Origin of the sequence: Acetobacter estunensis, from assembly GCF_019083805.1 — a bacterium.
Taxonomy (GTDB): Bacteria; Pseudomonadota; Alphaproteobacteria; order Acetobacterales; family Acetobacteraceae; genus Acetobacter; species Acetobacter estunensis_A.
Map to the genome: position 1 here is coordinate 14,582 of NZ_JAHRDV010000002.1, position 24,141 is coordinate 38,722.

Below are 24,141 nucleotides of genomic sequence, written 5' to 3' on the forward strand. Positions count from 1 at the left end.
TCTTTTGCAGATGAACATTGCGTGCAGGCAGCAGGAATCGTCATAAGACGGGCATGACGATGCCTTTCCTGAAGATGCACGGCCTGGGGAACGATTTCATCATCATGGATGAACGCGTGACCCCGCTTGATCTCACGCCTCAGCGGATTGCAGCCCTGGCCGATCGCCGGCGCGGAATTGGCTGCGATCAGTTCGTGACGCTTTCTCGTATCGCTGAGAGAGAAGGCGCGTTTGTGCGGTTCTTCAATCCTGACGGCAGTGAGGCCGGCGCCTGCGGGAACGCCTCGCGTTGTGTGGCGGACCTTCTGGCGCGCGAAACAGGGCAAAACGATGTCACCTTCACCACCTCAGGTGGCGTGTTGCACGCGCAGGTCCTGGAGCAGCACGCAAACGGCGCAATCGTGACGGTGGATATGAGCGAGCCTCGCCTAGACTGGAGTTCCGTGCCGCTGGCGCGCGAGATGGACACGCTGGAACTGCCGCTGGAAGGTCGTCCGGCCGCGTTGTCGATGGGCAACCCGCACGCGACGTTCTTTGTGAAGGATCTGGCAGAGGCACGGCGGGGGGAAGCACTGGAAGTCGATCCCCTCTTCCCCGAGCGGGCGAATATTGGCTTTGCGCGGATCGATGCACCAGACCGGATGCGTCTGCGTGTTTGGGAGCGCGGTGCCGGATTTACTCTGGCCTGTGGTTCCGGGGCCTGCGCTGCGGTCGTGAATGCGGCGCGGCGTGACTTGGGTGATCGTCGGATGACGGTGGAGGTCGATGGCGGCGAAATGGTCATCGACTGGGGTGAGGACGATCATGTGCGGATGACAGGGCCTGCCCGGATTGCGTTTAGGGGGAGCGTCGATCTCGACGCTTATCCGCGATGAGCGAGCGCGCGATTCTGCCTCAGGATGAGACCGACCCGACTGGAGGGGTGGACATCCTCACCTTCGGTTGTCGGCTGAACACGTATGAGAGCGAAGTGATGCGTGGCCACGCGGCCGCGCTGGACGATGTCATCATCGTCAACACCTGTGCTGTCACGGGGGAGGCCGAGCGACAGGCCCGACAGGCAATCCGACGCGCGCATCGGGAGCGTCCGGGCACGCGGATTGTTGTGACGGGGTGCGCAGCACAGATCGACCCGGAGCGCTGGGCAGCACTTCCCGGCGTGACCCGAGTTCTCGGCAACGAGGACAAGCTCAAGGCTGAGAGCTGGAGCCTGCCTGCGCTGGAATCCGGTCATGCCGTGTCCGACATCATGGCGGCTCGTGAAACCGCCGCGCATCTCATCACGGAGTTCGCCGGGCGCACGCGGGCCTTCGTGCAGGTGCAGCAGGGCTGCGATCATCGCTGCACGTTCTGCATCATTCCTTTCGGGCGCGGACCTTCGCGTTCCGTGCCGGTGGGCGTGGTAGTGGAACAGGTGCGCGCCCTTGTGGCTTCAGGCTACCGCGAAGTGGTGCTGACGGGCGTGGACATTACGTCATGGGGCGGGGATCTGCCGGGCACGCCGCGACTGGGGCAACTCTGCCGTCGTCTTCTCGCACTCGTGCCGGAGCTTGAGCGGCTGCGGCTGTCCTCCGTTGATCCTGTGGAGATTGACGAGGACGTGTGGCGTCTTCTGGAACACGAGCCGCGTTTCATGCCCTACCTGCATCTCTCCTTGCAGGCAGGATCGGACATGATCCTCAAGCGGATGAAGCGGCGGCATCTGGTGGCGGACGCCGCGGCCGTGATTGAGCGCGCTCGCTCCATTCGTCCGCAAATCGGGTTGGGTGCGGACCTCATTGCGGGTTTTCCAACGGAAGATGAGATGCTTTTTGAGGAGACACTGGCGTTTCTGGCGCAGGCGGCGATCCCCTATCTGCATGTTTTCCCGTACAGCGCCCGGCCCGGCACGCCAGCCGCGCGTATGCCCGCCATTCCCGTCGTTGAGCGCAAGGCGCGAGCGGCCCGGGTGCGGGCGCTTGGGGCGGAGTCCGCACAGCAGTATTATGAAAGCCTTCTTGGCCGGGAACTGCGGGTTCTGATGGAGACGCCGCGCAGCGGTCATTCAGAGGAGTTCGCGCCTGTGCGGCTGGCTCAGGAAAAGTCGGAGACAGGACGCATTGAGGTTTTGCGCGCTGTAGCGGTTGACGCGGACGGCATCGTGGCGGAGAGCGTGTGACATGGCACTCGGATTTTTCTCACGTCTCAAGCAGGGGCTGTCACGCTCCACCCAGAAACTCGGCGCGGTTTTCACCAAGCGCAAGCTGGATGAAGCGGCGCTTGAAGATCTTGAGGATCACCTGATCGCCGCCGATCTCGGACCAGAGGTGGCCGAGCGTGTGATCGAGAGCTTCCGCAGCACGCGCTTCGGCACGGAAGTGACGGATGAGGAAATCCGCACCGCTCTTGCCGATGAGATCGCGCGGGTGCTTGAGCCTGTCGCCATTCCATTCGAGCCCAACCCCGAACTCAAGCCGCATGTCGTGCTCATGGTGGGGGTGAACGGGTCGGGCAAGACGACTACCATCGGCAAGATGGGCCGCTATTTCAGTGAGCAGGGCAAGAAGGTCATCATGGTGGCGGGCGATACGTTCCGCGCGGCCGCCGTGGAGCAGCTTCAGGTATGGGGTGAGCGGACGAACGTGCCGGTCATCGCGGGCAAGCCGGGTGCGGATGCAGCGGGGCTTGCGTTTGAGGCGTTGCGCAAGGGGAAGGCGGACGGGGCCGATCTCCTGTTGATCGATACGGCCGGGCGTCTGCACAACAAGGGCGCTCTCATGGAAGAGTTGGCCAAGATCATCCGCGTGATGAAGAAATTCGACGAGACGGCACCCCACTCCGTGTTGCTCGTGCTGGATGCGACGACGGGGCAGAATGCCGTCGAGCAGGTTCGTGTGTTCCGTGAACTGGTTAATGTGACGGGGCTGATCGTGACCAAGCTGGATGGTTCGGCACGGGGCGGCATTGTCGTGGCGCTGGCGGAAGAGTTCAAGTTACCCATTCACGCTGTGGGCGTAGGGGAGAAAGCCGAGGATCTGCGGCCTTTCTCGGCACAGGAATTTGCGCGTGGTCTGGTGGGCAGGGCCTCGCTCGAAACATCGCCTCCGGAGGAGGGGGAGACGCCGTCTGCGGCGCCGTAAAAGTAGTGGGTGTCACTGTGTAGCGGGCGGGACACAATAGGTGAAACGACTTGGGCGGTAGCTCAAGCGTGGTGCGTTGTTTGTTGATTGCGGAGCCGGATCATCTTCATTCTGTAACGCAGCGCGGCTCCATATCTGGCGCGGAGAGCGTTGCGGGAGGGATGGATGGAAAAAGTGCGATACCTTGTGGCGACAGGTGTTCTGGCCGTCATGGCGACAGAGGCTGCCACAACGGCACGAGCCGAAGTCTCTCTGTTCGAGCAGAAGACCGATGCTTCCGAGTTCGAGAACTGGCTGCGGGGAACGACACTGGCCGGGCATATCGAGGGCGGCATCAGCGCTAATCCGGCGCGGCCTGACAACGGCATCAACTTCGGCAATTTCATTGGCGATCATGCCAACCAGCCGCAGCTCAACCAGTTTTCTCTCAAACTGGCCCATCCCGTGGACACGTCCGGGGGCTACAGCTTCGGCTTCACATTGGAAGCCAGTTACGGTTCGGACTCGCGTTATTACCATCTCCTTGGTATTTCGGACCGTGCGCTGAATTCCCGCTATCAGATTATCCCGGCACAGGCGCATGTGGACGCGCATCTGCCGTGGTTCACCAAGCTGGGTGTGGAAATGCACGCGGGCATTCTGCAGGCACCCATGGGGCCGGAAGCGTTCGATCCCACCGCGAGGCCGTTCTACACGTTCAGTTATACGGGCGAGTATTCCGTGCCGTTCGAACACGTAGGTATGATGGCGACCATCCACGTCTCGCCGATGATCGATGTGCTCACGGGCATCGACACCGGCAACCAGACCACGTTCGGACGCTCCGACAACAACGACGAGCCTGCGGGTTATGCCGGGATCGCGCTGAACAATCTCGCCGATGGCAAGCTGACCATCACGGAACTGAGCCGCTTCGGACCGGAGAACTCACGGCGTGTTCTGGGAAACCGCGAAGCCAACAGCGCGATGCGGTTCTGGAACGACATCATGGCCGTCTATCAAGTCACGCCAACCGTCACGCTCACGGGAGAGTTCAATTATCTGCACGATGACGGTCTGCGCGCCGATGCGGAAAGTTTCGTGTCCTATCTTTCGTGGAAGTTCGCTCCGGAGTTCACCTTCAATTATCGGGGGGAGATCTATCGCGACAACACCGGTCAGCTTGTGTCCAATGCCCTGACGGATGAGGGGTATATGAATGGCGTGGCCGGTCGCTCAACGCCTGTGGAATCCGCGCCACCCACGACTTATGGCGCGCTGACGCTTGGGGTGACGTGGCGTAAGGCGCTGACGAAGGATCTGGGGTATTTCGCCATTCGCCCCGAAGTGCGTTTCGACCGGTCGCTCAATGGCACCACGCCGTTCAACGACGGCCGGAACTCGGGGATGTTTACCTTCGGCGGTGACATGATGATCGGGTTCTAAAGAAGGCTGACACCACGTAGCTTTACCGGAGAGATATCGGAACCTTTCCGTGTTTCACTCATTACGGATGGAAGAGTGTTCAAACAGGAAGGACCATTCTTTCATGAACCGCACGACAAAATTTGCTCTGATTGCCGCCTTTGCTCTTGGCCAACCGGTCATGGCCATGGCTCAGGCGACCAGTGAGGGAAATATCCCGCCGACGGCCGGTGACGCCGCGGCACAGGTCGGACGTAATCCGCCCTCCGCCACGTCGGAGAGCGGGCAGCGTGTCGAGCCTTCCGACAAGCTGTGGAACAACCCACGCACTGTTCATGAGCAGCCCGGCACGCAACCGCCCGCCAACAGCGATCCGCAGGGGCGCAGCCATCTGGATAAGCAGTCTCACCATGTCCGTAAACATGGCGCACATCACGCCCATGAAAGCAGCGATCATGAGACCACCGAAGAAGAATAATTGGCTCTTTTGACGTCATGAACGGAAAGGCCCGCGCAGAAATGCGGGCCTTTTTGCGTTCAGAGATGCACGTTCAGGCGGGCTTCCCGAATGGCCTCAGCCTGACGGGCCGCAAGAGCTTCTTCGCTGAAATCTGCCACCAGTTCCTGAAACATTTGATGCCAGTTGAGCTTGGCGCCCAATCGCATGAAAACCGAGCCAAGCCCGATGGCCGAGCGGTCCACCAGCACGAACTCACGCGGTGGTTTCACGCCTCCCGTGCGTTGCAGCCCCGTATGAACGCGGCCAGCAACATCCCGTCCGAAGATGGTTTCCGCGTTCTCGTTGATGGTCCGCACGCGATCCTGCATCAGCGGTTCGTAGAGGAAGCTCGCCCATTCGTTGAGCACCTTGATCGTCTCGCGGGAAAGGTGCTCGAACCCCCACATTTCATAGGCATGAGCGGCGCGGTCTTCGTCTCCCACACGCAGAGCTTCGCACAATTCGATCACGCCATGCACGAAACGCGGTCGGAAGATGCGGATCGCGCCGAAATCGAGCAGGTTGAAGCCGAAATCGGGCCGCACGGTGAAGTTGCCCATATGGGGATCACCGTGGATCACGCCGTAGCGATAAAACGGCACGTACCACGCTTCGAACAGGGCTTTCGCCATCGCGTCGCGCTCGGCCTGTGACGGGTTGGAGTCGAGCACCTTCTGAAGGCTGCGTCCGTCTACCCACTGCATGGTCAGAAGCTTGCGCGTGCACAGATCGTCCACCGGAGCGGGGATGGTCACGTTGGGGGAATGACGCAGCATGGCTCCATAGAGGCGCAGATTGGCCGCTTCACGGGTGTAATCCAGTTCCTCGCGAAGGCGTTCGGTCAGTTCCTCCACCACGTCATCCTGACGGATGGCGTTATCGAGTTTGTGATAGACGCCCATGGCCATGCGGAACTGCTTGAGGTCCGCCTCCACCGTCGTCGCCATGTCGGGATATTGCAGCTTGCACGCCACGGTCTCGCCATTCTGGAGCACGGCCTTGTGGACCTGCCCAAGACTGGCCGCTGCTGCTGCTTCACGCCCAAAAGAGCGGAAGTGCTTCTGCCAGTCCGGTCCAAGTTCGGCGGCCATGCGGCGACGCACGAAGCTCCAGCCCATCGGCGGCGCGTTGGACTGAAGCTGGGCGAGTTCGGTGGCGTATTCATCCGGCAGGGCACCGGGGATGGTGGCCAGAAGCTGGGCGGCCTTCATCAACGGCCCCTTGAGGCCTCCGAGCACCCCCTTGAGGTCTTCCGCATGAGCGCTGCCGCCCGTGTTGATGCCGAACTTGTGGCCAGCCAGCCGCGCGGCGATGCCGCTCACCGTGCCGGTCGTACGGACCATGCGGCGGAACTCACCGAACAGGCCGCTGTCGTCGAGATCGCGTTCCGCCATGGTTCAGCCTACTTCCAACTGATCGATAAAGCCCGAGATCACGTCCAGTCCGCGACGCCAGAATCCCGGATCGCTCGCATCCAGGCCGAAGGGCGCGAGCAGTTCCTTGTGACGCAGCGTGCCCCCGGCTTCCAGCATGGCGCGATATTTGTCGCGGAAATCGGGCACGGCGGCCTGCTGATAGACCCCGTACAGCGCGTTTACGAGGCAGTCTCCGAACGCATAGGCGTAGACATAGAAGGGCGAGTGGATGAAGTGCGGCACGTAGGACCAGTAGATGTCGTAATCCGCCGTGAAATTGAAGATCGGGCCGAGGCTCTCTGTCTGCACGTCACGCCAGATCTTGCCGATCTGCTCGGGCAGCAGTTCACCGTCACGACGGGCATGATGGACGCGGCTCTCGAACTGGTAGAACGCGATCTGGCGCACCACCGTGTTGAGCATGTCTTCCACTTTGGCCGCGAGAAGCAGGCGTTTCTGCTCAGGATCTTTTTCCGTGTCCAGCAGATGCTGGAAGGTCAGCATTTCTCCGAACACACTGGCGGTCTCAGCCAGTGTGAGCGGGGTGGACGACATGAAATAGCCCTGCTTGGCGGCCAGCACCTGATGCGCGCCATGTCCCAATTCATGTGCCAGCGTCATGACGTCGCGCGTGCGGCCGCGATAGTTCATCAGCACATAGGGGTGCACAGATGGGACAACCGGATGGGCAAACGCGCCGGAGGCCTTGCCGGGCACGGGGGCGGCATCGATCCACGGATTGTCGAGAAACCGCCCCACGATGGCGCCCAGAGTAGGATCGAAGCCTTCATAGGACTGGCGTACGATCGCCTTGGCATCGGTCCACGAAATGTTTTTCTCACGCATGCCGGGCAGCGGCGCATTGCGATCCCAGTGTTCCAGCTTGTCCAGCCCGAGCCACTTGGCCTTCAGCTTGTAATAGCGGTGCGACAGGCGTGGATAATCCGCCACCACAGCGGAGACGAGCGCGTCCACCACATTGTCTTCCACCATGTTGGAGACGTTGCGATAGGATTCAGGGCGTGGGTAATGGCGCAGCTTATCACCGATGGCCTTGTCCTTGGCCAGCGTGTTGGTGATGAGAGAAAAGAGGCGGATGTTCTCGCCCAAAGTCTCGCCCACGGCACGGCCTGCGGCTTCACGGCGCGAACGGTCCGGATCGGACATGACGTTCAGCGCTTCGCCCACCGTAACCTTGCGGCCGTCCAGCGACACGCGCAGGCCACTCATCTGCTCATCGAACAGACGACACCAGGCTGATGCCCCCGTGACGGATTTTTCCAGCAGCACCTGTTCGATGTCGTCTGGCAACTGGTGATCGCGGAACATGCGGTGGTCGCGCAGGAAGGGCGCCCAGTGCGCCAGCGCCGGATCGGCCAGCTTCGCTTGAAGATCGTCTTCCGCGATCTGATTCAGTTCCAGCGGAAAGAACAGAAGATCGGCCGAGATATCCGAGAGGGTCTCGCGCACGAACTGGCTGAATTTGCCGATTTCGGCATCGGCCATATCGGCCGCGAAGGCGAGGGAAGAATAGGCCCCGACCTTGCCTAGCCTTTCGTTGATGGACTGGCTGGTTTCGATGGCGGCAGCCAGTTCTGCTCCCGACAGCGTCGTAACCTTGCCCTTGTAGCGTTTGGCAAATGCTTTCGCGTCAGCCGCCGCGCGCTCCAGATCGGTTTTCACCTGCGGCGAGTCGGGACGGTCGTAGAGATCCGACAGATCCCAGCGCGGCGGTGTGTCATCGCCCGTCGTGGCTGCCACTGCACTACTATCGGCGGCCTGCATCGGGGAGAGCGGGCGGAAAGACGGGAAGGGGAGAGATGCCATATCAACCATGGAAGAACTGTAGCGTGAGCGGACGTGGGTGGCGAGACCGTTGGGTCTGTCGGAAAAGCGCAGGCAGAGTGCATTTTCCCCCGCTGACATTTGGCTGCGTATCGCCTATGCAGCAGGCATGACCGACACGCCCCTGAACCTGATCCGCAACTTCTCGATTATCGCTCATATCGATCACGGCAAGTCCACGCTTGCCGACCGGATGATTCAGGCCTGCGGTGCCCTGACCGCCCGTGAGATGACCAATCAGGTTCTCGACAACATGGACCTTGAGCGTGAGCGTGGGATCACCATCAAGGCGCAGACCGTGCGGCTGACCTATCCCGCCAAGGACGGCAAGACCTACATCCTCAACCTGATGGACACGCCGGGCCATGTGGATTTCGCCTATGAAGTGAGCCGTTCGCTGGCTGCGTGTGAGGGATCGTTGCTGGTGGTCGATGCGTCTCAGGGGGTGGAGGCGCAGACACTGGCCAATGTCTATCAGGCCATTGATGCCAATCATGAGATCGTGCCAATCCTCAACAAGATCGATCTGCCGGCAGCCGAGCCGGAGCGTGTGAAGGCGCAGATCGAGGAAGTGGTGGGCATCGACGCTGAGGACGCGGTGGAGATTTCGGCCAAGACCGGGCTTAACATCGAAGGCGTGCTGGAGGCCGTGGTCACACGCCTGCCTCCGCCGTCGACGGGCGATGCGGACGCACCGCTTCAGGCCATGTTGGTGGACAGTTGGTACGATGCCTATCTGGGCGTCATCATCCTTGTCCGCATCAAGCAGGGACGGCTGAAGAAAGGCGCGCGTATCCGCATGATGTCCTCGGGCGCAACACATCTGGTCGATCAGGTGGGTATTTTCGCGCCCCGCATGATCCCCGTGGATGATCTAGGCCCGGGCGAGATGGGTTACATCAACGCCGCCATCAAGACCGTGGCCGATTGTAACGTGGGTGACACCATCACCGATGATCGGCGTCCCGCTGCGGCTCCGCTTCCAGGCTTTAAGCCCTCCATCCCCGTGGTGTGGTGTGGCCTGTTTCCTGTAAATGCGGACGATTTCGAGAAGCTGCGCGACAGTCTGGCCAAGCTGCGGCTCAACGATGCCTCGTTCCATTATGAGGCCGAGACCTCGGCTGCTCTGGGGTTCGGTTTCCGTTGCGGCTTCCTCGGTCTGCTGCATCTGGAGATTATTCAGGAGCGTCTGTCGCGTGAGTTCGATCTCGATCTGATCGCGACTGCGCCATCGGTGGTCTATCACCTCAAGATGAATGACGGCACGCAAGAAGAACTGCACAACCCGGCCGACATGCCCGATCCGTCCAAGATCGAGTCGATCGAGGAGCCTTGGATCAAGGCTACCATCATGGTGCCCGATGAATATCTCGGCGCGGTGTTGACGCTCTGCACCGAACGGCGTGGCGTGCAGCAGGATCTCACCTATGTCGGGAATCGCGCGATGGCGGTCTATCGTCTGCCGCTTAACGAGGTGGTGTTCGATTTCTACGACCGTCTCAAATCGCTCACGCGCGGCTACGCCAGCTTTGACTATCAGATGGACGGATACGAGGAGAGCGATCTCGTGCGTATCTCCATCCTCGTCAATCAGGAGCCGGTGGATGCGTTAGCATTCATTGCCCATCGTTCCGCCGCCGAGAGTCGCGGTCGGGCCATTTGTGCACGTCTGAAGGATCTTATTCCCCGTCAGCTTTTCAAAATCGCGATTCAGGCGGCGATCGGTGCGCGCGTGATTGCGCGTGAGACGATTGGCGCGATGTCCAAGGACGTGACGGCCAAGTGCTATGGCGGCGATATTTCCCGTAAGCGGAAGCTGCTGGAGAAGCAGAAAGAGGGCAAGAAGCGGATGCGACAGTTCGGCAAGGTCGAGATTCCGCAGAGTGCATTCCTCGCAGCATTGAAGATGGACCGCTAAGGTCCATTGATGCGCAACATCTTTTCTGATCCGGGTGATTTTTCCGATAGTATAAAGTCTTTATCAGCGTATTCTGCCTTCATAGACTATATATTCAAAATGCTTGAGCGGTCTGCCGTTCTCGTGCCTGTGTTCGCCCTGTGGCGAAAGGATCATAACTATTATTTTCTTTTTATAGGAATTGGTTTTTCATGTTTGCTTGTGTCGGATTGTTTTATTAAGGTTTGTTGTAATACAATAAATTATCCATATACACATAAGAATAACGTCTTCTTTTCCAGATTTGGAAGACTTGCCCAATTTCTTGTTTTGACCGGCTCGGCCATCGCGATCATGATTTTCGGCTCCCGCTTCGTGGCGCTGTTCATCCAGTCGCAGATAAGAAATTGACCGGCGTAGGCAAGCGATAGGGCGAAATGGCACTCGATATCCAGCCTGGCCTGAGCATTTCCGAAGACCTGATCGAGATCACGCATCTTCTCGCCTCCGGTCCCGGTGGACAGCATGTGCAGAAAACCTTTTCTGCCGTGCAGTTGCGTTTCCATGCGGCCAGTTGTGCTGCACTGTCTCCCGCCATGTTCCAGCGTCTGGAGCGTGTTGCTGGCAGCCGTATGACGCAGGAAGGCGTTCTTATCCTGACTGGGCAGCGCTTTCGCAGTCAGATGCGTAACATTGAAGATGTGAAGATGCGTTTGGTCGAGATGCTCCGCAAAGCCGTCGAAAAACCGCGTTTTCGCGTACCGACACGTCCGTCCCGATCCGCGCGGCAAAAGCGGGCGGATGACAAGACGCACCGGGGCACGATCAAGCGGGCAAGAAAAGTCAGACTGGACGAATGAAAGTCATGGGCTGTCTATGAAGCGGCCGCCAGCTTTTCTCGTTTCGCTTCCGCTGTCTGCCAGTCGATGGGACTGTAACGCGGCGTGCTATCCGGTTTGTCCCACTGAAGGTTGTCGCGACAGAAATCATGATGATCGTGATTGATGAAGTGCAGGTAGCGGCCTTTTTCGTGTTCTCCCACAAGCGCTTGACCCAGTGGCAAGCCTGCGTCTGGAAACGGTGTTTCACTGGATTGAGAGGTAGGAGAAGGCAAGATGACCGTTTCTTCGCCATGGCGGCCCAGTTTTGAAAGAGCCAGAAAGCGGCCGTCTTGAGATATCTTTCTGATAAACGCAGCGTCCCGATGATCCAGTCTTACTGCGCGTTTCTGCCCGTCTGAGGCGGTGAGCCAGACGGTCGCGTGGTTTCCTTCTGTCTGCCATTCAGGCAAGGATGTGGATGAAATGTCTTGGTTGGAATGCGGATGCATGATCGCCTCCCTCACTGTATGCGGTTCCGCAGCGTGCCGAACTTTTCCCGTTTCATGCAATCTGGAAATGGACATTCCTGCCAGAAAGAAAAGCTCTGGATCAGATGCTGGCGTTCGCCCCTATCGATCCGAGACATGACCGCTGGCCGATGAGCATTTTCAGAACCGATATCTGGCGGACCGGGGTTGTTCGTGCGCCCATCGCTGCGATCCGTGACGTAGGTTCACTGGCGTCCTTTTCCATTCGCTGGCTGCCCAATCCGGGATCGTTCCGTTTTCTGGCGGACCCATTCGGGCTTTGGCGCGATGGAAAGCTGCATGTCTTTGTGGAGCATTATGATTACCGCACACGCAAAGGCATCGTAAATCTCCTGGTCCTCAACGAGAATCTGGATGTTCTGGAGCAGGGCACGGTCCTGTCGGAGCCGTGGCACCTCTCCTACCCCTTCGTGTTCGAGGCTGGGGGGGAAACATGGATGCTGCCGGAGGCCCATCGCTCCGGTCGTCTGACGCTCTATCGCGCCCGTCGCTTTCCATGGACATGGGAGCCGGTGCCGGAATTTTTGTTCCCGTGTGCGGCCATAGACGCCACGCCTGTTCGCGTGAAAGACGGATGGTGGATGTTCTACGCGCCACCATTTCCGAAAACGGAACGGACGACAGCCCTTCGCATGGCGCGTGCCGATTCACTGATGGGACCATGGGAAGACATGTTTCCTCTGCCAGTGCGTCTGGATGTGGGTAGCAGTCGTCTGGGTGGTACGCCCATCGTGGAAAAAGATAGCATGACATTGCCCATGCAGGATTGCCGCGACACATACGGCGGAGCCGTCCAACTGCTGCGTCTTTCGTTGCCGCTGGCGGATCGACCGTCTTTTATGATGGGACCACGGCTGACAGCACCTTTCTCAGCCAGTCCATTTGTCGAGGGGATGCACACTCTGTCGAGCGCGGGAGATGTCACGTTGATCGACACCAAGCAGATCGTGCGCAATGCGCCGCGCCGTCTGCTCATGGATGTGCGGCACCGGCTGTCACGGATATGAAGAGCCACGCGAAATGAAGATTGCCTATGTCATCAACTCCGTTGAAGGCGGTGGCGCAGCGCTTCCTGTTCCAGCCGTGACGCAGGTCATGCGTGAGCGTGGGCACCATGTGGAAGTCTTTGCGCTGGCACGACGTGATGGCCGGGCCATGGCGCCCATGGAAACAGCCGGATTGCAGGTGCATGTGCGCGAAGGGGAGCGGACGGATCATCTGGCGGCCCTGCGCTGGCTGGATCGGCAGATGCGGACATATGCGCCCGACGTGATCTGGACATCGCTCACTCGCGCCACGCTGATGGGGCAGGCGGTGGGATGGCGGCGGCATTGTCCGGTAGTGAGCTGGCAGCATTCCGCACGTCTCAAACCGATGAATGCGCGGCTGTTGCGGCTGTTGCACGAGCGCACCGCGCTGTGGATTGCGGATTCCTGCTGCGTGGAGGCGCAGACGCGCGAGAAACTCGGTTTGTCCGCAGACCGACTGACACGTTGGCCGATCTTCCGCGCGGACCCGGAGTTCCCGGTGGCACGCCCTTGGCAATCGGGTGACGTGGTGCGGATCGGCACATTGGGACGACTGCACCCCGTCAAAGGGTACGACACGTTGTGTGAGGCGGTCGGGCTTCTACGTGAGAAAGCGGATCTGCCACCTTTTGAAGTGCTGATTGCCGGAGAGGGCGAAGAGCGCTCAAGGCTTGAAGCGTCGATTGCGCGCCATGATCTGCCGGTGAGGCTGGTGGGCTATGTCAACGAGCCGCCCGTGTTCCTGCGCGGTTTGCATCTGTATGTGCAGCCTTCACTTTGGGAAGGGCTGTGTCTGGGAGCGCACGAAGCGATGCTGGCGGGATTGCCTGTTGTGGCGTCAGCCGCCGGCGAACTGCCGTTCACCATTACTCAGGAGACGGGGCGGATCGTACCGCCCCAACATCCTCAGGCTCTGGCCGATGCGTTGGCCGAACTGCTCGGTGCGCCGGAGCACCTTGCAGTCATGGGACAGAAGGCGCGTGAGCGTGTGCTGGATCTGTTTGGCGCAGAGCGGTTTGACGAGACAGGACAGGCGGTCGTGGCACGCGTGGAAAGGTTGGCAGAGAAACGCCGGTGTTTCTGAGACTGTGTCGGGACAGGGCTGGGCGCAGACTGCTGCGGAGAAATGCCACGATGGCATCGGCGGCGGCGGGCGCGGTGGGTTCTTGCCCCGTCAGTTCGAATGTATCCGCGACATATGCTTTCTGACGAGCGATGAAAGCGGTGTGTTGTGAATCAGCACGGGCCAGAGCGTCAGCAAGCTGGTCCACGTCATTCACGACCTCTCCCAGATTCCAGAAGCTGTAGTTGCAGTCGTTCTGCCATGTCGTGTCGTGCGCATTCAAAAAGATGCAGGGCCGGGGACGGATGAGAAATTCGGCCACCTGACTGCTGACATCGCCCAGATAGAGGTCGGCTGCCAGCGTGTAGGTCATGTCCACGCTTCGCTGACTGCCGGGATCGATGATGATGTGCGAGCAGTCGGCGAAGCGTTGGCGGAGAGCCTCCCCGGCTGCTTTGTCACGGTCGAAGAGCCTTACATGGGGCGCAAAAATCAGGTTGTAGCGATCCTGCTGCGCAAAAAACGCGATGATGCGTTCCCCCATTGCGGGCCATGAGGATAGGTTGCTTGAGAAGTGAGGATTGTACAGCACCGTTGGACGGTCATTGGAAAACAGTCGACGCGGAGTCCGATTCATACGCTGCACAAGGTCGAATTTGGCATAAGTGCCAAGGTGATAGTGGCCCGGTCGAATGGCTCCCTGCTCGAGCAGGCGCTGTTCGATCTTGGAACCGGACAGAATGACGAAATCGAACATCCGTGTGTCGCGGGCGAAACCGATGGCACGGTCTCCGGCACCGTGGCGTGTCCAGATGAAGCGTGGTCCTTTCACCCCCATCCGCTTGAGATAGAGAGAAGTGCGCTCCGGTACGACAATGGCATGGAACTTTGAGAAGTAAGAGCGGTTGAGGCCAAGGACCGCAATCTTCTCAAGAGGACCGGGACCATGTTTTTCGATCCGACGGCGCAGCACAGCGGGCATGTTCAACACGTCATAGGTCACGTGTGCGTCAGGATAGTGAACAGCGAGAGACTGGACGAAGTCGAGCTGCTTTTCTGTTAGGCACGCGACATGCACCTGCACATCCGGTGTCCGGGCAGCCATTTCCAGCGCGATGGGGAGCGAATGAAATGTCTGGTGAGGCTGGGCAATGAACGGAAATACAATTTGCAACATTTTGGAAGGCATCCGCACGTGACCTGACGACGGTCGCTATCGTGCAGTAAAAATGGCTTATTTCAACTCGATAATTGTATCGTAATTTTTCGATGACCTCTTTATTGAGGTTATGTGTCAGCAATATTAAAGTTTAATTGCACCGAATATTTGTTCGATTCTTCATGGTAGAGAGCGGGGCAAGTCAATTCGGGTGAGTGAATATCCATCGGGGATCGTGGCACCGATTGGATGGAGAGTTGGATCATGGTTGTGCGTTTCTCCTTACGTGAGGGCGGCTGATATGAGTGCTTCCGGCCATCTCCTGCGCTTTGCTCATCTTTCGGACGCTCATTTGCCCCCTGATGGGCCGCTCCCGTGGCGCACGTTGATTGGAAAGCGCGCACTGAGCGTCATGTCATGGCGTCGCCGACGGGCCGGTCTTTATCGGCAGGAAACGGTCGATGGCGTGGTGGCGGATATCGCCCGTTTTGCCCCCGATCTTGTTACGGACACAGGTGATCTCACGAATTTCGGATTGCCGCAGGAATTCAGAAAAGCCGCCGCGTGGCTGGAAACACTGCCTGCGCCGGCCGTTGTGGTTCCGGGCAATCACGATGCGATGATGCCTTCCTCGCTGAAGGAAGGGTTGCCGATCTGGAAACGCTGGAGTTCTGCGCGAGCGGAGGATTTTCCCTTTGTCCGCCGTGAGGGCGATGTGGCTATCATCGGCGTGTGTTCCGCGATTGCTTCTCCACCTTTCATGGCATGCGGGCGCGTGGGCACTGGGCAGACCGAACGGTTGCGGAAAATCCTTGAAGCCACGCGCGGCCTGTGCCGGATCGTTCTGATTCACCATCCTGTCGGTCCGGGGCTTGTACCATGGCGGAAATCGTTGCTCGGGTGGAGGCGCATTGCGCGCGTTCTGCGTGAGGCGGGAGCCGAAATGGTGCTGCATGGCCACGCGCATTGTGCAGCGGCCAGTACGGTTCCCGGAACGAGGATCCCATTGGTTGGCGCCCCTTCGGCGGCATTGCGTTCGACCGAGCGGGATTCCCGTGCTGGGTGGAACGCCCTTACTGTCGTGGCGGAGAGGGAACACTGGCGCATCGAACTCACCCGTCGCCAGATGACGGAAACGGGCGCGTTCGAAGACGCCGGATGTGTGTGCTGGCTGCGTCCGCGACAGGTCATTCCCGGCAATCTGCCTCAAGAAACGCTTCCTGATATCGCGGCTGACCGCGAACGGAGAGTCCGATATGCCTGAGCTGGAATCCATTCCTTCGGTCGCGCATTTTGTGACGACCGGACGGAAAATATCGTGGGCGCAGGCATTCGCCATTGCCTCGGCAACACGGCACGGCATGAAAAAAGTTATCGTGCATCATGCCGGTTCGTTGGAGGACTCTCCGCAATGTGTGTTTCTTCTGGGGCAATCGACCGTCTCAATTTGCAGACTGGATGTGGGCGATACGCTGCGTCGGGTTGGACGCGCATTGGAAATACCCGGTTTTGCGGAACTGTATAGGCTGACGACGGATCCCGTTATTCGCGATAGCATCCTGCGTGCCGCGCTTCTCTACCGTTTTGGCGGCATTTCTCTGTCATTCGACTCCATGATGATCGGGGAATTGCATCTTTCTTCATCATGTCAGACGTTTTTCGGATGTGAGCGGATAGCGAGCCATACGCCCATTGCGAACTTCCTTTCGCGAGTGAAGGACGGCGTCTCGTTTTCTTCACGTAGAAAAAGCAGTTCACCAGTCCCGGCTGCTCGACCCGCTTTTACTGGCACCGTTCCCAGCACGGCCGTTTTTGGCGCTGTGCAGCATGCGCCTTTTCTTGCGACATGGTTGCGCGGGCTGATTGCGCATGACGGGACGGGAAAGGACAGTCCTTCGTGTCTTCTTTCCTCTCTTCTGGCCCTCAACACTTTTCCAGACGTCGAAATATGCCCGCCTCAGATGATCTGCGCCTTTGACACAGGGGATGTGCGTCGCCTGTTCCGGGCTGTACGGGGTGAAAGATTGCGGACGATGCGTCCTTCAGCTTCGGTCGTGCATTGGCGACCCTGTGCCTTCACACGTGAGTGTGAAGCTGGGATTACGCCCGATCATGTCATGGAAAATGCTTACAGGCAGTTATACAGCAATCTGATCTGGGAACATGTTCCGGCGGTGCAGGACATTGTGTATCTTCGGCTCGCATAAGATAATTCTTTGTTATCTCATTCTGATTTTCCTTCCGGCATGACGCATTCTGGACATGCTGTCCTGTCGGCCCGGGGAAAGAGGCCGTTCCTGTGCATTGTCGATACAGGGCGAAAGGGAGAGACGAGGCAATGTGAAGCCTTGGCGCATGCCTGTGGAGTGTCATGGGCGTTTGTGGCGCCGGAGGGCGTCCCAGCCATGGAGCCGACGGCTATTTTGTCCTTCGGTCGCGCCCTGAAAGCTGCTTGCCGTATCAAGGGAGTTTTTGGCGGCAGACCAGCGATTGTCCAACTCGGTCGTCCGCGTCTCATGGCTCCCCATCGGCTGGATCTGATCATCTTGATGCCGCAGGATGATTTCCCGTCAGGCCCGAATGTCGTCCGTCTGTCCATGCCACTGAATGGCGCGGATATGACAGAGGGGATCGTCTCTCCCCGCGGGCCGCGCGAAGATGGCGTGGTTTCTGTCCTTCTTGGTGGTCCAACGCGGCATTTTTTCTCTGAAGACAAGGATATTTCCGTTCTTCTGGACCGAGCGCACAGACTTGCCGAGGCTAACGGTGAGCGGTTGTATGTGGTGCCCGGACCGCGCACCCCTCAGAATATTCAGAGATATCTTGAGCAGCGTTACGAAAAGACGCCAGACGTTATTCAGCGTTGTCCTTTGCCCGATATTCTTGCCCGTAGTTCACGGCTTGTCGTGACAGCGGACAGCGCTTCTCTTGTGGCGGATGCGTGGCGGAGCGGGTGTCCTACATGGCTTTATCCCCTCAAACCGCGTCTTCCTCCGGTGCAACGACTGAAAATGATGGCAGATCGCCTTTCGCCGGAAGTGCGTCATTCTCTGATCCGTCGTGGTTGGCTGGCAGGAGGAACGGATTTCCTGAGATGGTATCGGACGATTGTGCATAGAGGCTGGATACGTCCGCTGACGGAGCAGGGGCTATCGAGGCCGAGATGGCGGATGATGCATGCGGTCCACGATCGGGATCTGGCCGTGTGTCGGGACAGGGTGCTTCGTATTCTGACCGAACGAGGTGCCGCAGGATATATGGGTTCTGCAACGACGACCGGGTGAGCGGACACGTTTGGAGAGTGTCTTTCCTTGCGCCGGAAACAGGTCCACGGTCAGCAGGACTTACAGGAGAACGATGGGCTGATGTCTCATCCTGAGGAAATCGCCACTTGTGTGGTGACAGTAACCTATGGCGAGCGCGTGCCGCTGTTGGCACGCGTGCTGCGAGCGGCTTTTCAATGTGGGGCGCGCTATGCCGTGGTCGTGGACAACGGGACGCCCGCGACTTCGAAAAAAGCTTTGGTTGACCTGCAAAACGAATTGGGCCGCGAGGCGATGGAGATTATCGCGCTCCCCCGCAATGAGGGGTCGGCGGGCGGGTTTCACGCGGGATTGCGCAGAGCGGCACAGTTACGCGACATGCGCTTTGTGTGGGTTCTCGATGACGATAATCTTCCGGAAGAAAATGCTCTTTCCGTATTGATGGACAAATGGACCCAGCTTGGCGCGCATGAGACGGACGCCATGATGTGTTTTCGAAAGGAAAAGCGGGCCTACCGCAAGGTGCTGGCCCGAAAAACGCTGCATTGGGTCGAACCAGATGCGTTTTTCGACTTCAATCTTGCGCATCTGTGGAATGGCGGGAAGCGCCAGGCGCACATTGAAAAAGGCTGCATCGAGTTGGGTGTGGCGGCTTATGGTGGTTTGTGGTTTGCGCGGTCATGGCTGGATCGGATTGCCCTGCCGCCGGAACGCTTTCATCTCTATTTCGACGATTATGCTTTTTCCCACCAGATTCCCGAACATGGCGGTCGTATATGGCTGTGTCCGGACAGCCGCCTCAATGACATCGACATATCGTGGCAGGCAAACCGCGATGAAATCCACCCATGGCTGGAGCCTGCCACGGAAGAGCGTCGTATCTTCTGCACGATCCGCAATCGTCTGTGGCTGGAACGTCCGGTGGCGCGTTCACGGGGCCTCCATATGGTGAACATGGCGCTCTATCTGGGTGTTAAGGTGATCGGCGCCAATCTTGGTGCCATGGCACGGCGTTTCCGTTCAGCCCCTGTCTTTGTCCGTCGCTTTCGCCTTATCGGACGGGCTATCCGCGCCGGGTTGTCCTGACGCGGCCTGTTTCTTGAGGACGCGAACCTTTCTGGCGAACCGGCGCGTTCCCACCAGACAGGTGAGGAAGATCGCAATGCTGGCAGCGGCCGTGGCGAGGCATGCGCCCGTCAGGTGAAAGCGCAGTGTGAGGAAATAGACCGCTGGGAAATAAAGCAGCGTCACCAGAATGCGTGAGCGGACCAGAAGTTTGAGGTGTCCTGCCACAATCAGAAGAGGCTCGAGCGGGACGATCAGGAGGCTGAAGATCGCGGCCAGCAGCATGATCGTGATGTAGAAGGACGTGTGTGACACATGCACGTCGAGCATGTAGCGGAAAATCTTCGAGCCAACCGTGCCCGTCAGGAACAGCAGCAGAGCCGAGAGCGCCGTCAGAATGGCGAAGATACGGAGCGTGACTTTCTTCAGACCGTCCCAGTCCTGCCGGTCACGCATCTTGACCAGTTCGGGATAAAGCACGGGCGAAATGAGCTGGGCAGGCGTGACAATCCCTGAGGCTATCTGGCGGCAAACGCGGAAAACGGCGGCTTCCGCTGCCCCCAGCCCCTTGCCGACAAGCAATGTTGCGATTGGCGCCGAAGCGTTCCCGAGTGTCTGGTTGGCGCTGACGGCACGCGTGAAGGACCACATCCCATCGCCAGCCCATTGCCAGTTACGGAACGCATGAAGATAGCGAAATCCGATCCGTTTTTTCAGGATAGACAGCGCCACACGGCTGTAAAAGGCATGATCGAACAGGATGGACGCTGCCCAGATGAGCAGGAACCATCCCAGTGACAGGTGTAGTGCATAGGCGAGCAGAACGCCGATCATTTTTCCCAGCGCTGTCAGCCCTTCGGTGATGGGCACGTAGTGAAAGCGGCTGGCCATGCGCAGCACGCCTTGCGCCCAGCCCGTGTACATGAATGGTGCGACACATGCGTAAAGCGTGGCCAACAGGCGTGTGTGAGGCGTCCAGTGAGCTATGCCGGCATAGATCTGCACGGCCACAAGACTGAACACGAAGGCTGCGCCGGCTGACATTGTGTCGAGACGCACACAGAAGGACGTGACGCGGTTCAGCCGGTCAGCATCCTTGTTGAAAAAGGCATCGCTGCCGAAGCGGATGAGGGTTTGCCATGTTTGCAGACGCGAAAGCGTCGAGCCCGTCATGGCCAGCGAGTGGATGAGGATCAGCAGTCCGAAATCGGCAAGCCCCAGCGCCCGTACGGCAAAAGCCGTATGAACGAAACTGCACAATGCGCTAAGGATGCGCCCCACCGTCAGCAGGCTGACATTACGGAAGATGGAGCGGAAGACGGAGGAATTCCCGGACATGCAGGCTTTCAGGTCACTGGAAATCTCTGGGCGGGAACCCCGTCGTGGGAATGTCGAGGAAACGCCTGCGCACAATGCCGTCTGCTGTTGCGCGCTGAGCGGACAGTGTCAAGGCACAAGACGGTTCCTCAGCCCTTGCCGCGTGCTGTGACGGAGACCGTCCGTTTCAGGCGTACGTTCCTTTTTCCTGCGGAATCAGCTTGCCGGGATTGAGGATGTTCAGCGGGTCCATCGCTTTCTTTATCGCCCGCATCACGTTTAGGGCGCCCGCGCCATGCTCGGTTTCCAGAAACTCCAGTTTGCCAAGTCCAACACCATGTTCGCCACTGCATGAGCCATCCAGCGCCAGCGCGCGTGCCACGATCTTGCGGTCAAGGTCCAGAAGTCTTTTGCGGCCTTCCGGCGTGTTCTCTGTGAGAATGAGCGTGTGAAAATTGCCGTCGCCCACATGGCCCACCATGGCGGCGCGCAGTCCTGATTCCCTGATGTCGTGACGCACACCGTCGATCAGTTCCGCCAGACGTGAGATCGGCACGATGCAATCGGTCGAGATGACGAGTGCCGTGGGCTCAATGGCGCGTGCGGCCCAGTAGGCATTGTGACGCGCCTTCCACAACCGCGTGCGTTCTTCAGGTGTATCCGCCCAGTCGAAGCCAAGACCACCGTTTTCTCGGGCAAGGCTTTCGGTCGCTTCCACCTGCTCGCGCACGGCGGCGGGGCCTCCCGTGAACTCGAAGAATAGGGTCGGCAACGGGCGCAGTTCATCCAGATGAGAATACGCGATGCAGGCGGCCATCTGCACTTCATCGGCCAGTTCCACACGGGCGACAGGGATACCGTATTGAATCACCTCGACCGCCGTGCGCACGGCTTCGTCCACGGTTTCGAACTGGCAAACGGCCGCGGCTACGGCTTCGGGCAGACCGTAGAGCCGCAGTTGCACTTCCGTGATGATGCCCAGCGTGCCTTCGGAGCCGATGAACAGGGAGGTTAGGTCATACCCCGTGGAGGATTTGCGCACGCGGCCACCGGTGCGGATGATCTCGCCGCTGGCCAGCACCACGGTCAGACCCAGCACGTTTTCCTTCATGGTGCCGTATTTCACCGCTGCCGTGCCGGACGCACGGGTGGCGCACATGCCGCCCAGCGTAGCTTCTCCGCCCGGATCGACGGGAAAAAATAGGCCGGAATCCCGGATGCGACTGTTCAACTCCTGCCGTGTGAGACCCGCCTGCACGCGGCAGTCGAGATCCTCGGGGTTGAACTGCACGATGTCCGTCATGCGCGACAGATCGAGGCTGATGGCGTGTTCCGGCGGAGTGACGTGCCCTTCGACGGATGTGCCGGCACCGAACGCCACCACGGGGAGACGGTGCTCGTGGCACAGGGACAGCACGCGAGAGACATCGTCGGTGCTCTGGGCGAACACGACGGCTTCGGGGAGCCGTGCGGCATCCATCGCCTCACCATGGCTATGTTCTTCCCGCACGGAGGTGACGGTGCTCACCTGTTGGGGGAGTGTCTTGCGCAGGGCGCTCAGCACCTTTTCGACACGGGCGGCGGGAGAGGCAATGGAAGCGTCGGGCATCGCGGACAATCCGGTGAGATAAAGTGAGACAGATTGATACCTCTCTTATCGGCCACGAACGCATGAGGCCATTGAGGTCGCAACGAGGCTGCCATCACATGTGGCAATCAATGGGGAGCAAAGGTATCTTCACGCTCTGGAAAGGCGTTCCGGGCTTGACAGGACGGGCCGTGGGCGGCTTCCTCCGACCCCTGATTTCCACCACGTACCGGTAAGCGGGAACGACCGCGAACCGCGTGCGCCCCGCTTTCATCCGGACAGGACGACATCATGCATCCGTATCGCACCCATAGCTGCGCCGCCCTTCGGGCCGAAGACGCCGGGAAAACCGTGCGTCTGTCCGGTTGGGTTCACAGCAAGCGCGATCACGGCGGCCTGCTGTTCATTGATCTGCGCGATCAGGACGGTCTGACGCAGATCGTCATTCCCGCTGGCTCTCCGTTCCTTGAACTGGCCGAAAACACGCGCGTCGAAAGCGTTGTCACCATCACGGGCGAAGTGGTGCTGCGCGAGCCGTCCACGCGCAATCCCAACCTGCCCACAGGTGACATCGAGCTTCAGGTCAAGGAGTTCACGGTCCAGTCCGAGGCTGCCGTGCTGCCGTTTCAGGTGGCGGGCAACGAGCATTACGGTGAGGAACTGCGGCTGAAATACCGCTACCTCGATCTGCGCCGCGAGAAGATTCACAACAACATCCTGCTGCGTTCCAAGATCATCGCCAGTCTGCGCCGTCGCATGATCAAGCAGGGCTTCACCGAGTTCCAGACGCCGATCCTCACGGCGTCCTCGCCCGAAGGCGCGCGTGACTTCCTCGTGCCGTCACGCCTGCATCCGGGCAAGTTCTACGCGCTGCCGCAGGCGCCGCAGCAGTTCAAGCAGTTGGCCATGGTCGCGGGCTTTGACCGCTATTTCCAGATCGCGCCGTGTTTCCGTGACGAAGCTGCCCGTGCGGACCGCAGCCCCGGCGAGTTCTATCAGCTCGATTTCGAGATGGCATTCGCCACACAGGAAGAAGTCTTCGCCACGCTGGAACCGGTCATGGAAGGTGTATTCCGTGAGTTCGGCAATGGCCGTGCCGTGACCCCGGCGCCGTTCCCCCGCATCCCGTATGCCGAGGCGATGGCGGTTTACGGCTCCGACAAGCCCGATCTGCGTAACCCGCTCAAGATTGCCAACGTGACGGAGCAGTTCGCAGGATCGTCCTTCGGTCTGTTCGCCAAGATCGCGGCCGGTGGGGGCGAGATCCGCGCCATCCCGGCACCCGGCGCCGGTCCCAAGCCGCGTGGCTTTTTCGACAAGCTCAACGCCTGGGCGCGTGATAACGGTGCCGGTGGTCTGGGCTACATCCAGTTCGATGAGGAAGGCGGCAAGGGGCCGATTGCCAAGAACCTCGAAGCCGATCGTGTGAAGGCCATTCAGGACAAGCTCGGTCTGAAAGCCGGTGACGCCGTGTTCTTCGCCGCTGGCAAGGGCGATGAGGTGACGAAGTTCTCCGGTCTTGTGCGGACGAAAATCGCGACCGAGTTGGAACTGATTGAGGAAGGTGAGTTCCGCTTCTGCTGGATCGTCGATTTCCCGATGTATGAGATGAACGAGGAAAGCGGGCAGATCGACTTCTCCCACAACCCGTTCTCCATGCCTCAGGGTGGTCTTGAGGCGCTGAACATGCAGAACCCGCTGGAGATCAAGGCGTATCAATACGACATCGTCTGCAACGGTATTGAACTGTCTTCCGGCGCGATCCGTAACCATCTTCCGGGCGTGATGATCCGCGCCTTCGAGATCGCGGGCTATCCGGCTAGTGTGGTGGAAGAGCAGTTCGGCGGCATGCTCAATGCGTTCCGCTTCGGTGCGCCGCCGCATGGTGGCGCTGCGCCGGGCGTGGACCGTATGGTCATGCTGTTGGCCGATGAGCCGAACATCCGTGAGGTGATCCTCTTCCCGCTCAACCAGCAGGGCGAGGATCTGATGATGGGCGCGCCGTCCACGGTCGAGGCATCACGGCTGAAGGAACTGTCGCTTGCACTGGCTCTTCCAAAGCCGAAGCCAGCGGTCGTCAAAAAGCCCGAAGAGCCCAAGGGCTGAGTTC

At 59.5% G+C, this 24,141-nt stretch carries 19 protein-coding genes and 1 pseudogene; 14 read left to right on the plus strand and 6 right to left on the minus strand.

Going from position 1 to position 24,141, the window contains the following annotated elements; all coding sequences use genetic code 11:
• Positions 1 to 53 precede the first annotated feature (53 nt).
• The 5 genes from dapF to KUA11_RS02865 all read left to right on the plus strand — a co-directional run bounded on the left by dapF (position 54) and on the right by KUA11_RS02865 (position 5,001).
• Positions 54 to 875 carry a diaminopimelate epimerase gene (gene dapF, locus KUA11_RS02845; protein WP_217408909.1) on the plus strand — a complete coding sequence of 274 codons (822 nt, stop codon included), beginning with the start codon at positions 54 to 56 and terminating at the stop codon, positions 873 to 875.
• Positions 872 to 2,158 (plus strand): tRNA (N(6)-L-threonylcarbamoyladenosine(37)-C(2))-methylthiotransferase MtaB, encoded by a 1,287-nt coding sequence (gene mtaB / locus KUA11_RS02850; protein ID WP_217408910.1) that lies wholly within the window; start codon positions 872 to 874, stop codon positions 2,156 to 2,158. Before dapF ends, mtaB begins: the two co-directional genes overlap by 4 nt.
• A gap of 1 nt (position 2,159) precedes the next feature.
• Positions 2,160 to 3,119 (plus strand): signal recognition particle-docking protein FtsY, encoded by a 960-nt coding sequence (gene ftsY / locus KUA11_RS02855; protein WP_217408911.1) that lies wholly within the window; start codon positions 2,160 to 2,162, stop codon positions 3,117 to 3,119.
• 165 nt (positions 3,120 to 3,284) lie between these two features.
• Entirely contained in the window at positions 3,285 to 4,544 is a 1,260-nt protein-coding gene (locus KUA11_RS02860) for an outer membrane beta-barrel protein (protein WP_217408912.1), read from the plus strand.
• Positions 4,545 to 4,647: 103 nt separating this feature from the next.
• Positions 4,648 to 5,001, plus strand: a complete 354-nt coding sequence (locus tag KUA11_RS02865) for a hypothetical protein (RefSeq protein WP_217408913.1) — start codon at positions 4,648 to 4,650, stop codon at positions 4,999 to 5,001.
• Positions 5,002 to 5,060: 59 nt separating this feature from the next.
• Here the strand turns inward: KUA11_RS02865 and KUA11_RS02870 are convergent, their stop codons facing one another.
• The gene (locus tag KUA11_RS02870) at positions 5,061 to 6,416 is read right to left on the minus strand and encodes an ABC1 kinase family protein (protein ID WP_217408914.1); all 1,356 of its coding nucleotides are present in this window, start codon (positions 6,414 to 6,416) and stop codon (positions 5,061 to 5,063) included.
• Between the two features lie 3 nt (positions 6,417 to 6,419).
• Positions 6,420 to 8,273, minus strand: coding sequence for a M3 family oligoendopeptidase (locus KUA11_RS02875; RefSeq protein ID WP_217409190.1), 1,854 nt, complete (start codon positions 8,271 to 8,273; stop codon positions 6,420 to 6,422).
• 118 nt (positions 8,274 to 8,391) lie between these two features.
• Between KUA11_RS02875 and lepA the strand changes: the two genes are divergently transcribed.
• Together lepA and arfB are read left to right on the plus strand one after the other, a co-directional pair.
• The gene (lepA, locus tag KUA11_RS02880; RefSeq protein ID WP_217408915.1) at positions 8,392 to 10,200 is read left to right on the plus strand and encodes a translation elongation factor 4; all 1,809 of its coding nucleotides are present in this window, start codon (positions 8,392 to 8,394) and stop codon (positions 10,198 to 10,200) included.
• A gap of 416 nt (positions 10,201 to 10,616) precedes the next feature.
• A complete protein-coding gene (gene arfB, locus KUA11_RS02885; RefSeq protein WP_217408916.1) occupies positions 10,617 to 11,039 on the plus strand; it encodes an alternative ribosome rescue aminoacyl-tRNA hydrolase ArfB in 423 nt (140 codons plus the stop codon).
• 14 nt (positions 11,040 to 11,053) lie between these two features.
• Here arfB and KUA11_RS02890 read toward each other — a convergent pair whose 3' ends face one another.
• On the minus strand, positions 11,054 to 11,509 hold the full coding sequence (locus KUA11_RS02890; protein ID WP_217408917.1) for a hypothetical protein: 456 nt from the start codon (positions 11,507 to 11,509) through the stop codon (positions 11,054 to 11,056).
• Between the two features lie 149 nt (positions 11,510 to 11,658).
• On the opposite strand from KUA11_RS02890, the gene KUA11_RS02895 reads away from it, so the two are divergent.
• Entirely contained in the window at positions 11,659 to 12,555 is an 897-nt protein-coding gene (locus tag KUA11_RS02895) for a glucosamine inositolphosphorylceramide transferase family protein (RefSeq protein WP_217408918.1), read from the plus strand.
• A gap of 13 nt (positions 12,556 to 12,568) precedes the next feature.
• Positions 12,569 to 13,648 (plus strand): annotated as a pseudogene (locus KUA11_RS02900) (glycosyltransferase); the annotation flags it as partial.
• Here the strand turns inward: KUA11_RS02900 and KUA11_RS02905 are convergent.
• Positions 13,539 to 14,816, minus strand: coding sequence for a sensor domain-containing protein (locus KUA11_RS02905; RefSeq protein ID WP_408744135.1), 1,278 nt, complete (start codon positions 14,814 to 14,816; stop codon positions 13,539 to 13,541). The pseudogene KUA11_RS02900 and the gene KUA11_RS02905 overlap by 110 nt on opposite strands.
• A 283-nt stretch (positions 14,817 to 15,099) precedes the next feature.
• On the opposite strand from KUA11_RS02905, the gene KUA11_RS02910 reads away from it, so the two are divergent.
• From KUA11_RS02910 to KUA11_RS02925, 4 genes are all read left to right on the plus strand, one after another.
• Positions 15,100 to 16,062 carry a metallophosphoesterase family protein gene (locus tag KUA11_RS02910; RefSeq protein ID WP_217408920.1) on the plus strand — a complete coding sequence of 321 codons (963 nt, stop codon included), beginning with the start codon at positions 15,100 to 15,102 and terminating at the stop codon, positions 16,060 to 16,062.
• Entirely contained in the window at positions 16,055 to 17,005 is a 951-nt protein-coding gene (locus KUA11_RS02915) for a hypothetical protein (RefSeq protein ID WP_217408921.1), read from the plus strand. Before KUA11_RS02910 ends, KUA11_RS02915 begins: the two co-directional genes overlap by 8 nt.
• Before the next feature lie 198 nt (positions 17,006 to 17,203).
• A complete protein-coding gene (locus KUA11_RS02920) occupies positions 17,204 to 18,082 on the plus strand; it encodes an ELM1/GtrOC1 family putative glycosyltransferase (protein WP_254454620.1) in 879 nt (292 codons plus the stop codon).
• Between the two features lie 81 nt (positions 18,083 to 18,163).
• Positions 18,164 to 19,147 (plus strand): glycosyltransferase, encoded by a 984-nt coding sequence (locus KUA11_RS02925; protein WP_217408923.1) that lies wholly within the window; start codon positions 18,164 to 18,166, stop codon positions 19,145 to 19,147.
• Here the strand turns inward: KUA11_RS02925 and KUA11_RS02930 are convergent.
• Entirely contained in the window at positions 19,082 to 20,464 is a 1,383-nt protein-coding gene (locus KUA11_RS02930) for a lipopolysaccharide biosynthesis protein (RefSeq protein ID WP_217408924.1), read from the minus strand. The two genes, KUA11_RS02925 and KUA11_RS02930, sit on opposite strands and share 66 nt — an antisense overlap.
• 166 nt (positions 20,465 to 20,630) lie before the next feature.
• Positions 20,631 to 22,052 (minus strand): FAD-binding oxidoreductase, encoded by a 1,422-nt coding sequence (locus KUA11_RS02935; RefSeq protein WP_217408925.1) that lies wholly within the window; start codon positions 22,050 to 22,052, stop codon positions 20,631 to 20,633.
• 270 nt (positions 22,053 to 22,322) lie between these two features.
• Here KUA11_RS02935 and aspS point away from each other — a divergent pair, with 270 nt between their 5' ends.
• Complete coding sequence (aspS, locus tag KUA11_RS02940; RefSeq protein ID WP_217408926.1) at positions 22,323 to 24,137, plus strand: aspartate--tRNA ligase; 1,815 nt, start codon at positions 22,323 to 22,325, stop codon at positions 24,135 to 24,137.
• Positions 24,138 to 24,141 lie beyond the last annotated feature (4 nt).

Coding starts and splice junctions, on each gene's coding strand:
- KUA11_RS02925 (WP_217408923.1), top strand. CDS start 18,164: ATGTCTCATCCTGAGGAAATCGCCACTTGTGTGGTGACAGTAACCTAT.
- arfB (WP_217408916.1), top strand. CDS start 10,617: ATGGCACTCGATATCCAGCCTGGCCTGAGCATTTCCGAAGACCTGATC.
- dapF (WP_217408909.1), top strand. CDS start 54: ATGACGATGCCTTTCCTGAAGATGCACGGCCTGGGGAACGATTTCATC.
- KUA11_RS02935 (WP_217408925.1), bottom strand. CDS start 22,052: ATGCCCGACGCTTCCATTGCCTCTCCCGCCGCCCGTGTCGAAAAGGTG.
- KUA11_RS02915 (WP_217408921.1), top strand. CDS start 16,055: ATGCCTGAGCTGGAATCCATTCCTTCGGTCGCGCATTTTGTGACGACC.
- KUA11_RS02875 (WP_217409190.1), bottom strand. CDS start 8,273: ATGGTTGATATGGCATCTCTCCCCTTCCCGTCTTTCCGCCCGCTCTCC.
- KUA11_RS02890 (WP_217408917.1), bottom strand. CDS start 11,509: ATGCATCCGCATTCCAACCAAGACATTTCATCCACATCCTTGCCTGAA.
- ftsY (WP_217408911.1), top strand. CDS start 2,160: ATGGCACTCGGATTTTTCTCACGTCTCAAGCAGGGGCTGTCACGCTCC.
- KUA11_RS02905 (WP_408744135.1), bottom strand. CDS start 14,816: ATGTTGCAAATTGTATTTCCGTTCATTGCCCAGCCTCACCAGACATTT.
- lepA (WP_217408915.1), top strand. CDS start 8,392: ATGACCGACACGCCCCTGAACCTGATCCGCAACTTCTCGATTATCGCT.
- KUA11_RS02870 (WP_217408914.1), bottom strand. CDS start 6,416: ATGGCGGAACGCGATCTCGACGACAGCGGCCTGTTCGGTGAGTTCCGC.
- mtaB (WP_217408910.1), top strand. CDS start 872: ATGAGCGAGCGCGCGATTCTGCCTCAGGATGAGACCGACCCGACTGGA.
- KUA11_RS02910 (WP_217408920.1), top strand. CDS start 15,100: ATGAGTGCTTCCGGCCATCTCCTGCGCTTTGCTCATCTTTCGGACGCT.
- KUA11_RS02860 (WP_217408912.1), top strand. CDS start 3,285: ATGGAAAAAGTGCGATACCTTGTGGCGACAGGTGTTCTGGCCGTCATG.
- KUA11_RS02930 (WP_217408924.1), bottom strand. CDS start 20,464: ATGTCCGGGAATTCCTCCGTCTTCCGCTCCATCTTCCGTAATGTCAGC.
- aspS (WP_217408926.1), top strand. CDS start 22,323: ATGCATCCGTATCGCACCCATAGCTGCGCCGCCCTTCGGGCCGAAGAC.
- KUA11_RS02865 (WP_217408913.1), top strand. CDS start 4,648: ATGAACCGCACGACAAAATTTGCTCTGATTGCCGCCTTTGCTCTTGGC.
- KUA11_RS02895 (WP_217408918.1), top strand. CDS start 11,659: ATGAGCATTTTCAGAACCGATATCTGGCGGACCGGGGTTGTTCGTGCG.
- KUA11_RS02920 (WP_254454620.1), top strand. CDS start 17,204: ATGGAGCCGACGGCTATTTTGTCCTTCGGTCGCGCCCTGAAAGCTGCT.